The 10,591-nt window shown below is 38.0% G+C and carries 10 protein-coding genes and 1 pseudogene; 10 read left to right on the plus strand and 1 reads right to left on the minus strand.

Annotated features, from left to right (window positions below; translation table 11 throughout):
- Nucleotides 1-115: 115 nt before the first annotated feature.
- From WQ54_RS25535 to WQ54_RS25570, 8 genes and pseudogenes are all read left to right on the plus strand, one after another.
- On the plus strand, nucleotides 116-1,030 hold the full coding sequence (locus WQ54_RS25535) for a M23 family metallopeptidase (protein ID WP_046588598.1): 915 nt from the start codon (nucleotides 116-118) through the stop codon (nucleotides 1,028-1,030).
- 1,118 nt (nucleotides 1,031-2,148) lie between these two features.
- A complete protein-coding gene (spoIIID, locus tag WQ54_RS25540) occupies nucleotides 2,149-2,424 on the plus strand; it encodes a sporulation transcriptional regulator SpoIIID (protein WP_046588600.1) in 276 nt (91 codons plus the stop codon).
- A gap of 244 nt (nucleotides 2,425-2,668) precedes the next feature.
- Nucleotides 2,669-3,670 (plus strand): rod shape-determining protein, encoded by a 1,002-nt coding sequence (locus WQ54_RS25545; protein WP_046588602.1) that lies wholly within the window; start codon nucleotides 2,669-2,671, stop codon nucleotides 3,668-3,670.
- A 212-nt stretch (nucleotides 3,671-3,882) separates the two neighbouring features.
- Nucleotides 3,883-4,688: pseudogene (locus tag WQ54_RS25550) on the plus strand (flagellar hook-basal body protein).
- A gap of 15 nt (nucleotides 4,689-4,703) precedes the next feature.
- Entirely contained in the window at nucleotides 4,704-5,534 is an 831-nt protein-coding gene (locus tag WQ54_RS25555) for a flagellar hook-basal body protein (protein ID WP_046588605.1), read from the plus strand.
- Nucleotides 5,535-5,546: 12 nt separating this feature from the next.
- Nucleotides 5,547-5,813 carry a DNA-directed RNA polymerase subunit beta gene (locus tag WQ54_RS25560; RefSeq protein ID WP_046588607.1) on the plus strand — a complete coding sequence of 89 codons (267 nt, stop codon included), beginning with the start codon at nucleotides 5,547-5,549 and terminating at the stop codon, nucleotides 5,811-5,813.
- A 385-nt stretch (nucleotides 5,814-6,198) separates the two neighbouring features.
- Nucleotides 6,199-6,639, plus strand: a complete 441-nt coding sequence (gene fabZ, locus WQ54_RS25565; protein WP_046588608.1) for a 3-hydroxyacyl-ACP dehydratase FabZ — start codon at nucleotides 6,199-6,201, stop codon at nucleotides 6,637-6,639.
- A 159-nt stretch (nucleotides 6,640-6,798) separates the two neighbouring features.
- Complete coding sequence (locus WQ54_RS25570) at nucleotides 6,799-7,131, plus strand: hypothetical protein (RefSeq protein ID WP_046588614.1); 333 nt, start codon at nucleotides 6,799-6,801, stop codon at nucleotides 7,129-7,131.
- A gap of 84 nt (nucleotides 7,132-7,215) precedes the next feature.
- Here WQ54_RS25570 and WQ54_RS25575 read toward each other — a convergent pair whose 3' ends face one another.
- Nucleotides 7,216-7,926 carry a 4'-phosphopantetheinyl transferase superfamily protein gene (locus WQ54_RS25575; protein ID WP_046588616.1) on the minus strand — a complete coding sequence of 237 codons (711 nt, stop codon included), beginning with the start codon at nucleotides 7,924-7,926 and terminating at the stop codon, nucleotides 7,216-7,218.
- Nucleotides 7,927-8,222: 296 nt separating this feature from the next.
- On the opposite strand from WQ54_RS25575, the gene WQ54_RS25580 reads away from it, so the two are divergent.
- Both WQ54_RS25580 and WQ54_RS25585 read left to right on the plus strand, forming a co-directional pair.
- Nucleotides 8,223-9,248 (plus strand): serine hydrolase, encoded by a 1,026-nt coding sequence (locus WQ54_RS25580; RefSeq protein WP_046588617.1) that lies wholly within the window; start codon nucleotides 8,223-8,225, stop codon nucleotides 9,246-9,248.
- 210 nt (nucleotides 9,249-9,458) lie between these two features.
- Entirely contained in the window at nucleotides 9,459-10,469 is a 1,011-nt protein-coding gene (locus tag WQ54_RS25585) for a fatty acid desaturase family protein (protein ID WP_046588728.1), read from the plus strand.
- Nucleotides 10,470-10,591: the final 122 nt, after the last annotated feature.

The raw sequence follows: 10,591 nt of genomic DNA on the forward strand, positions 1-10,591 counted from the left end.
TTGAGGAAGCACATATTATTTTAAATACTGCACATACTAAATTTTAAAAATTTTTTTTGGGATGTGTATATAATTCAGCAATTGTGTTCAGAATGATTGCTGAGGTGATGATAGAATGAGAGAGGAAGAAACTAAACGTACTTCTCAATCAAAAATTCAACAATTTTTTAGAAAACGTTGGGTATTTCCGGCAATCTACCTAATGAGTGCAGCAGTTATCCTTACAGCGGTTTTATGGTATCAAAGCATCAGCAACAATGTAGCTGAAGACTTACAGAAAGAAAACCAAGGAGAAACAGCAGTAAATGATCCAGAAGCAGTAGAGGTAAATGCATTAAAAGAAAATGTTGCAATGCCTGCTGTAGATCCTGAAGGTGTTCAAGTTGTTAAAAAGTTCTATGATCCTAATGCTTCAACTGAAGATCAAGAAGCAGCACTTGTATTCTATAACAATTCCTACAGAATGAACAAAGGAATTGATATTGCAAGAGAAGATCAAAAAGAATTTGATGTTGTTGCATCGCTAAGCGGTACAGTAACAAAAGCAACAAAAGACCCAATTCTTGGCCATGTTGTTGAAATTGAGCATGAAAATGATGTAGTGACTGTTTATCAATCATTAGCAGATGTTAGTGTACAAGCTGGTGATAAGGTAGAACAAAACGAAGTAATCGGTAAAGCTGGAAAAAGCCTATACAACGAAGAAGATGGTGTACATGTACACTTCGAAGTTCGTCAAAACGGTGTAGCTGTAAACCCAGAAACTTATATGGATAAGCCGGTAACATCCATCGAGGTTACTGAAGAAGAAGCAACTCAAGAAGAAGCATCTCAAGAGGAAGCTGTTGAAGAAGAAGCAACTCAAGAAGACGCTGAAAAGAGAGAAGAGGCTCCAAAGAAAGACGCTGAATCCGGTGACAAACCTGCAGAAGAATCTCCAGAAGCAGATAAAGATGCTGATAAAGGAGCAACTGAAGACAGCCAACAATCTAGCGAGCCAGAAACAAAAAATAACACATTAAATTCGTAAGGATACATCCAATACGAGGTTGAGCTCAAACATGAATGAGGCCGGCCTCGATTTTTTTTTTGAGTTGGAAATGGAAGATGAGTGATTCGAAAATATTGAAAGGCGATATAAAATATCGCTGCGCGATTCGATCTTTGAAGTAAGTGGTTCAAATAGATTGCTATGCGATTTAATCTTTGAAGTAAGTGGTTCAAATAGATTGCTATGTGATTCGATCTTTGAAGTAAGTGGTTCAAATAGATCGCTATGCGATTCAATCTTAAAAATAAGTGGTTCAATACAGCGGTATAGAGGTTCTAATTCTTAAGTGATTGTTCAAAGACAACATCGAATGGTTCTATACTAGAGATGAGTGGTTCAAATATATCGCTACGTGATACAATTATAGAAGTAAGTTTGTTCAATACATCTGTACATCGTTCTATTCCTAAGTAGTGGATCAAAAACAACTTCAAGTGGTTCAATAATTGAAATGAGTTCAATATATCGCTATGCGATTCAGTTCTAGTAGTAAGTTGGTTCAATTCATTGGTACAGGGTTCTAATTCTTGAGTAATCGTTTAAAAACATTTTCAAATGGTTCAATACTAGAGATGGGTGATTCAATATATCGCTACGTGATACAATTCTTAAAATAAGTGGTTCAATAAAACTTCCCCTAACCACACTCCAATATATAAAACCCTAAATTTTAATCAGCTAAATCTTCTTCAAACCAGTCCAAATCCAATAGACCAATATTTGGAATTTCTGGCAACTCGACAAATTTCTCAGGAAATAATGTAAAAAGCCAAGTCTTAAAACTTCCGAGATTAAGTTTTTTTTTCGCAAATTTAAACCTCAAAAGGCATAAAAATTACGGTAAAACCTGAAGAAAATATAAAAAAATGAATAAAACCCTTGTCCCTCTTGACTTTTCTTGCATATTCCCTAACCCAAGCTAATAAAATGTTACAAACCTATCAAAGAGAGTGTTTGAGGTGAGGGATCGTGAGTGTATATTTTAATCGCAGTAGCATGGGCATCATACGATCATCTAAGAGAAAGTCAGCCAAAATGTCTTGGTATGCGAGTCTCATTTCACACTTCTCACATCCATATTAGGGAGGTCGAGTGGTGTGCACGATTACATCAAAGAACGCACAATCAAGATTGGGAAGTATATCGTGGAGACAAAGAAAACAGTTCGCGTGATAGCGAAGGAATTTGGAGTTTCCAAAAGTACCGTCCATAAAGATTTAACGGAGAGGCTACCTGAAATTAATCCTGATCTTGCGAATGAGGTAAAGGAGATCCTTGATTATCATAAATCAATTAGGCATCTCCGTGGTGGAGAAGCAACAAAGCTTAAATATAAAAAGGACGAAATTTTAGAAGAACAACCAGTAAAATAAAGCGGTGGTATGTGTTTCTTAAGTTTTGGTGTTTGCGAATCGTCTGCTCATTTTTATGGGAAAAGATCTATAAGTATATAAAGTGAAAATTAACTCTATAATAATTCTATGTGAATCGACAAATTCCTACATAAACCAGTGAATTTATTTTACAAAATCATACTTTTTTTTTGAAATTATGATACAATATTTAATTAGGTCAGTTATTCTGGGAATGAAGATTTGCAAGGAGGATATAGAGAGAATGTTTGCTAGGGATATAGGTATAGATCTAGGTACGGCAAATGTACTGATACATGTTAAAGGAAAAGGCATCGTGCTGAATGAGCCATCGGTTGTTGCATTAGACAAGAACTCAGGAAAGGTTCTTGCTGTTGGTGAAGAAGCCAGACGTATGGTAGGACGTACTCCTGGGAATATCGTTGCGATTCGCCCTTTAAAAGATGGCGTCATTGCAGATTTTGAAGTGACTGAAGCAATGTTAAAGCATTTTATTAATAAGCTGAATGTAAAAGGTTTATTGTCTAAGCCGCGCATGTTGATTTGCTGTCCGACAAATATTACATCAGTTGAACAAAAGGCGATCAGGGAAGCCGCTGAAAAAAGCGGAGGGAAAAATGTGTTTCTTGAAGAAGAACCGAAAGTAGCAGCGATTGGTGCTGGTATGGATATCTTTCAGCCATATGGAAATATGGTAGTTGATATTGGCGGTGGAACTACTGATGTCGCTGTTTTATCAATGGGCGATATTGTCACCGCCTCTTCAATTAAAATGGCTGGGGACAAGTTTGACCTTGAAATTTTAAATTACATCAAACGTGAGTATAAGATGCTAATTGGCGAACGTACAGCTGAAGACATCAAAATAAATGTTGCAACAGTATTCCCAGGCGGACGTAATGAAGAAATAAGCATACGCGGCCGCGACATGGTTACAGGTTTGCCTAGAACGATTACAGTGAATTCGAAGGAAGTTGAAGAAGCCCTTCGTGAATCAGTTGCTGTTATTGTACAAGCCGCCAAGAGTGTCCTAGAGCGTACTCCTCCAGAGCTTTCAGCTGACATCATTGACCGCGGAGTTATTTTAACTGGCGGTGGAGCTTTATTAAATGGATTGGATCAGCTTTTAGCAGAAGAGCTTAAAGTTCCGGTTCTTGTTGCAGAAGCACCAATGGATTGTGTGGCAATCGGAACAGGTATCATGCTTGATAATATGGATCGCCTTTCTAACAAAAAATTAGTTTAATATATCGTTCGATCAAGAGTCTGATTTTCAGACTCTTTTTTTATAAAATAAATCTTTTGTCCTATAGTTTTTTTATTTCCACTAGAATATAACAATGATTTCCTAAAAAAATGTAATGAGAAAACAGTCGTTCTCCTTTATAATGAATGGTAGGGAATTCTGTCGAAAGAATTCGGATTGTGCGGTAATTTATGCATAAGTGGGTGAATGAGATGTTAAAAGGATTATATACTGCAACAGCAGGCATGCTTACACAGCAAAGGCGGACAGAGATGCTTTCAAACAATATGGCAAACGCCAATACAGAAGGCTACAAAGCGGATCAATCTTCTATTCGTGCCTTTCCGGAAATGCTGCTAAAAAGAATGGAAAATGGTTCCGTTCCTGCTACAGTGGGGTCATTAAATACTGGTGTTTACTTACAAGAGCTAAATAGCCAATATCTTCAGGGGGATTTGCGGGAAACAGGTTTAAAAAGTGATGTTGCTCTTATTGAACAATTTGTCGCTGTTAATCAAGAAATAAATCTGAAGGGCACTCTATTTTTTGCAGTCGAGAATGAAACGGGCCAAGAGCGTTATACGCGTAATGGAAATTTTACACTTGATGAAAATGGGAGACTGCTTTTAGATGGAAATCAAGTGTTGTCTGTAACCGGTCAGCCAATTGTGATTCAATCGAGTGAATACCAAATCACCGAAGATGGTGATATTTTCGCTGAAGGAGAATTTGTTGCACAAATTGATGTCTGTTTTGAAGCAGATGTTCGTAATCTTGTGAAAGAAGGAAATGGCTTATATCGGACGGCAAACAATCAAGCTTTGCCTTCTGCCGCAAATAATGCTGAAATCGAATACAATTTGAAACAAAACTATCTGGAAGGCTCTACGTTGATGTTGCAAGAACCTATACAGAGATGATGACAGCATACCGTTCATTTGAAGCAAACCAAAAGGTGCTGCAAGCTTATGACAAAAGCATGGATAAGGCCGTTAATGAAATTGGCCGCTTAAGATAATAGGGGGAACAACTCATGTTACGCCCAATGATTACTGCGACGAATACAATGAGTCAGCTTCAAAAACAACTAGATACAATCGGCAATAATCTAGCAAATATTGATACACAAGGCTTTAAAAGGACCCAGACATCTTTTTCTGAGCTTGTAAGACAGCAAATTGACAACCAGCCAAATGAACAGAATGAGATCGGGCGTTTGGGCGAATTAGGGATCAGGCAAGGAACGGGTGCTAGGGTGGCCAGCAGCCTGGCGTTGACACAAGGAAGCTTGAAGCAAACAGGCAGAGCACTGGATATTGCCTTCACGGTCCCAAATCAATTTCTCCAAATTGATGTAGAGGGAGAAATTCAATATACAAGGGACGGCGCATTATATCTATCACCGGCAGCTGACGGGACAAACCGTTTAATGCTTGCAACATCTGAAGGAAGACCGGTTCTGGATGAAAATCAAAACCCGATTTTAATTGAGGATACCTTTAAAGAACTTATCATTTCTGAGGATGGCACTATAACAGCGATTCCGCAAAATGACGAAGATCTCCCTCAGATCTTCAGTATCGGCGTTGTGCAAATCAATCGCCCCCAATTGCTTGCCCAAAATGGCAGCAACCGTTACAGTTTAAATGATATAGGCGATAATCAGCCTGGTGATGTTCTCACTTTTTTAGAAGGAGCCTTCAGTGGGGATGTCTCGATGAAGCAAGGTTCACTGGAAATGTCCAATGTAGATTTATCAAAGGAACTGACCGATTTAATGATCTCCCAGCGGACCTATCAGATGAATGCAAAATCCATCACAATGGGTGACCAATTGATGGGATTAATAAACGGTGTAAGATAGGAGTTTAGACTATTGGTTGAAAAACAGGCGGCAAAAGCAGCTAGTCGAGAAGAAGTGAAAAAAGCCAAAAAGACTAAGGATAAACAGCAAGAAAAGGTTAAGATCCGTGTCAGGTTAATACCGATATGGTTAAGAGTGCTTCTTGTCCTCATTTTCATGGCCATCAGCGCCATCGTTGGCATCATTGTAGGATACGGCGTTATTGGAACCGGCGATCCTTCAGATGCACTCGATCAGTCAACCTGGCAGCATATCATTGATTTAGTTGAAAAAGAATAACGATAAGATTATACTTTGCATATAGGGAAGGTGAATGCCTTCCTTTTGTCGTATACATATTTAGGATTATTTTTTGAAATCAATTGACATGGATTACTAAGTTTAACATTTTGAAGTAAGAGGTTGGATGTTGGATTAGTAGGAATCGGCGAACCTCGATTCATTATATTCTAGATGAAGATGAGTTTTATTTTTTACGTTTACCTTTAAGACTTTTGTTTTTAAGGTGTAAATGAAAGGGATATAAGGACAATCGGTGAAACGCCGATTGCTTCCAGTCCTGCCTCTCACTTCTAAGTTCAAGAGAAACCTTCTTTCGAAGTGATTTACTCTATATCGATAGTAAACGACATACGAAAATAAAAAATAGTAAGGAGACATACATATGTTAGATACTCAACAAATAAAAGAAATCATCCCGCATCGTTATCCATTTTTATTAGTAGACCGTGTGTTAGAGGTAGAGGAAGGCAAGCATGCAGTTGGCATAAAAAATGTAACAGCGAATGAAGAATTTTTTAATGGCCATTTCCCGGACTATCCGGTGATGCCTGGTGTGTTAATTGTTGAAGCACTTGCACAAGTTGGTGCAGTTGCTATGCTTAAAAAGGAAGAAAACCGCGGCCGCTTAGCATTTTTTGCTGGAATTGATAACTGCCGCTTTAAAAAGCAAGTAAAACCTGGTGATCAATTACGCCTAGAGGTTGAAATTACTCGTGCACGCGGCGCAATTGGAAAGGGAAAAGGAATCGCAACAGTAGATGGAGAAGTTGCCTGTGAAGCAGAAATTACGTTTGCATTAGGTGAGAAAAAAGAAGAAGCATAAGAAGCAAAAGAGACAAATGGCCAAAAAGCTGGCCGTTTGTCTTTTTTTGTGGCTTTGTTATAAAAAGCAAACTGTTCCTTAAAGAATCAAATGAAAAAAATCAGGGAAAGATAAACAAAGAACATGGACTAATCTACAACGTAGAAAGGAGCAATTCACATGAGTAAGAAATGGTTATTAACTTTAACTGGCTCACTGCTTGCAGGCATGATTGTAACAGGATGTGCAGATGATGCAGATCCTGCACCCCCAGATGAAACACATGACCAGCTTCCTGATGAAAACGGAAATACTCCGTCAGACGAGGGCGGCGAATCTCCAGTTGATGAGAACCTGGATGAAAACATGGACCCTCAAGGTGATGGACAAGAGCAATTAGAACAGGATGCCAGAGAAGGTACGAACGGGAATGCCGGTGAAGATACAACAAAAGAAGGCAATCGAGATGCGACTGAAAATGATATAACGGAAGGTGATCAAATTAAAGAATAATCTAAGTACAAAAACATAATGAAAAACAAGAAAAGCGACTTTTTCAGAGATAATGGGAAGGTCGCTTTTGATTGTTTAGAAACATTACAAAAAAACAGAGCGGTCCATTACTTTTACATGTTGAATAGGCTCTGATTCCGTACTACAAACTGCTGCAACATAATTCTTCTCTATCTGGAATAATTTGAAGTGAAAGGAATGGTAAGAATGAAGTGATGTTCTTAATGTAAGCTTATTTTGTGACCAATCCTCCATATTAAAACCAAAGCCATCCATAGGACAAAGGAGTCCTTTTCCTATAGCTTTCACATATGCCTCTTTTAAGGTCCAAATGGAAAAGAAAAATGGCAGTTGTTCGTCTGGATGAATCATCTGAAAAAAATTCATTTCTTCCTGTGTAAAACATAGCTTGGCTACGGAAAGGTCTATGGACTTTATTTCTTCAACATCTACACCTATTTTTCCCGCTGCCGTCATGGCGGTTAGAATCCATTTACCTGAATGGGAGAGGTTAAAATCTATTTCAAATCCATGAGAAGGGTCGAGATAAGGACGTCCATATTGATCTCTTATTATTGAGAGAGAATGAACAGGTATTGTTAGCTTGTCTTGCAGGAGATTTCTTATTGCCAAATGCCCCAATAACGTCCGTTGTTGATCTTCTAACTTGTGGAATCGTAAAATTCTTTGTCTTTCATTATCGGGCAATGTATTAAGTTTCTTATTCATCCACTCGAAAGGCAGCGGATCACCTATTTTAAAGGCAATGATTTCTGCGGGATTAATTTTGTACATGTTAACCTCACTATTAGGGGAAATAATGTCTACAGTATAAATGTATAATGAGTTCCACTTTTTATCAACTAGGTCCGACAATAGCCCTTTTTTTTAACGGGCTTAATCCAATTGATCCATTGCCCAGTACTACGTAAATATAGGGACAGGGAACTTATGTCCTAGTTAAATATACTAGGAAATTCCCGGTGCAATTGGATGAATTAGGGCCTTATGAACTGTTGATCGTATCAACGAAAAAGGTTAAAATTGCCATTATTGGAAGTAATGGAAAATGTTGAGAAAGGTTGGATTTAATGGAATTAACCCGAAAAATTGAAGAATTTGTAAGAAGCTATTATGACCGATTGCCATTCTCTGGCGCCGTTTTGATACAAGGTGAACAAACTCGTTATGAAGGAGAATTTGGCTTAGCCAATCGGAGTGAACAGATTGCCATTACTTCACGAACAAGATTTGGCATGGCTTCCGGATGTAAAATCTTCACCTCAGTAGCGATATGCCAACTCGTTGAGAAGGGGATATTAACCTTTGATACCTATCTCAAGGATTGTTTACCTATTTCATTTCCACATTTTCATCCCGGCATTACCATTCATCATTTATTAACCCACACCTCAGGAATACCAGATTATTTCGATGAAGAAGTGATGAGTGATTTTGAAGAACTATGGAAAGCAGTTCCTATGTATTCAATTAAATCACCTTATGATTTCTTACCCATGTTTCAGGACAACCCTATGAAGTTTGAGCCAGGAAAAAAGTTTTCCTATAGCAATGCTGGCTTTATTTTACTCGGATTAATTGTCGAGAAAGTATCCGGCATGCCGTTTCTCGACTATGTAAGGCAACATATATTCAGAGCTTGTGATATGTCAGACTCAGGATATTTTCGGATGGATCAGCTGCCAGAACGGACGGCACTCGGATACATTGATAGTGAAGAGGATCAAAATTGGAAAACAAATATTTATTCCGTTCCTATCGTAGGCGGACCAGATGGTGGGGCTTTTACCACCGTATTAGATCTAGAAAAGTTTTGGAATGGATTATGGGATGGAAAACTGCTAAGCAAAGAATATAGGGAGAGATTACTGACTCCCCATGAGAATAGTAAAAATGATTTGTATTACGGATATGGGGTTTGGATATTAAAGAAGGATGATGAAATCTATAAATATTTTATATTTGGCTTTGACCCTGGGGTAAGAATGCATTCATCCGTTAATGTTAAATTGAAGACTCAAACACATATCTTATCAAATATTGAACAAAACGTAGTTCCCATTGTAATGGAAGTGGATAAAATGTTTTCATCATAATTATTTGTTGTTAAGGTACTTTTTGTCTATCTAACCTTGGATCGGCAAACAGTACCTTTAAGGACTTCATAAAATTGGGGGGATTTGAAAGCAGAGCAGAGAGATGTCGTTTATTAATATGTTGGATCGTAAAGGTTAATTGGTTGTTAGTATTGGCTAAGACTAAATGTTTCAAAAATCATTGATTCTATTAAAAGGAGTAAAAACATGATGAATGAAGCTAGCCTAGTAGAAACGACGGCCGCCCCTCAAGAGTTAGAGAAGCATCGTTTTTCTCGTGACATTATCGGAAGGATTCGCGAATTGCAGCAAAAGAACAATTGGTACAATTTTTTTGCAATCGGCCTGGATTGGCTTATCATTTCCATATCAATTGCTCTTTGCTATTTCATCCCTACATTTTGGATGTATCTCATCAGCATAGTAATCATAGGCAGCCGTATGCGCGGTTTGGATATCATGATGCATGAGTCCAGTCATCGTATGTTGTTTAAAAACCGGTTATTAAATAAATGGGTTGCTTCCCTTTTTGCGGCCTATCCAATTATGATCTCTTATAAAGCCTATTGTAAAAGTCATATGACACACCATAGGTACTTATGGAGTGATGCAGATCCTGACAAACAAAGGTATAAGATCGTTGGGTTAGATAAACCTCCAAAAAACAAAATGGAATTTTTTCTTCACCACTGTTTAAAACCTTTATTTTTAGTGCATGTGCCTAACTATTTAATTGGAATGGTTAAAGTAACGGCATATGCAAAAGAAGAACCTCGTTTCGATCAAATCATCAGAGCTTTATACTGGGGAGTAATTATTACCTGTTTAATCGTTTTTGGCTTCTGGCAAGAATTCATCCTATTTTGGGTTGTTCCCTTTTTGACAACGTTTCAAGTATTAAAGTATTGGGCCGAAATGGCAGAACATGCCGGCCTAGAGTCAGAACAGGAAATATTTGCATCAAGGAATTCTTTTGGGAATTGGTTTGAACGCATATTGCTCCATCCTCACAGAAATTCATACCATTTGGTTCATCACCTTTTTCCTGCAGTACCGCATTTCAATATTAAAAAAGCTCACCTTATTTTATTGGAAGACCCCGAATACCAAAAAGCACACCATTGTACAGGCTTTTTTCTGTCCTCTGCACCAGGTTTTACATCTGTTATTGATGATATCCAAGGTCGTATTCCATTTTGGAATAAGACGAAGGTAAAGTAGGGATCATGAACAAAGGCTTTATAGAGAGCTAATAATTTCCCACTTAAAATCCAGCCCAATTTTCGCCATGGCGATAAACCATACTGGGCGATGAACAACCATAAACGACAGAGGGTCATTTA

The organism is Bacillus sp. SA1-12, from assembly GCF_000981385.1.
GTDB lineage: Bacteria > Bacillota > Bacilli > Bacillales > Bacillaceae > Metabacillus.

Excerpts from the sequence above, each read along its gene's own strand:
- WQ54_RS25535 (WP_046588598.1), top strand. The coding sequence starts at position 116 with ATGAGAGAGGAAGAAACTAAACGTACTTCTCAATCAAAAATTCAACAA.
- WQ54_RS25545 (WP_046588602.1), top strand. The coding sequence starts at position 2,669 with ATGTTTGCTAGGGATATAGGTATAGATCTAGGTACGGCAAATGTACTG.
- WQ54_RS25555 (WP_046588605.1), top strand. The coding sequence starts at position 4,704 with ATGTTACGCCCAATGATTACTGCGACGAATACAATGAGTCAGCTTCAA.
- fabZ (WP_046588608.1), top strand. The coding sequence starts at position 6,199 with ATGTTAGATACTCAACAAATAAAAGAAATCATCCCGCATCGTTATCCA.
- WQ54_RS25570 (WP_046588614.1), top strand. The coding sequence starts at position 6,799 with ATGAGTAAGAAATGGTTATTAACTTTAACTGGCTCACTGCTTGCAGGC.
- WQ54_RS25575 (WP_046588616.1), bottom strand. The coding sequence starts at position 7,926 with ATGTACAAAATTAATCCCGCAGAAATCATTGCCTTTAAAATAGGTGAT.
- WQ54_RS25580 (WP_046588617.1), top strand. The coding sequence starts at position 8,223 with ATGGAATTAACCCGAAAAATTGAAGAATTTGTAAGAAGCTATTATGAC.
- WQ54_RS25585 (WP_046588728.1), top strand. The coding sequence starts at position 9,459 with ATGAATGAAGCTAGCCTAGTAGAAACGACGGCCGCCCCTCAAGAGTTA.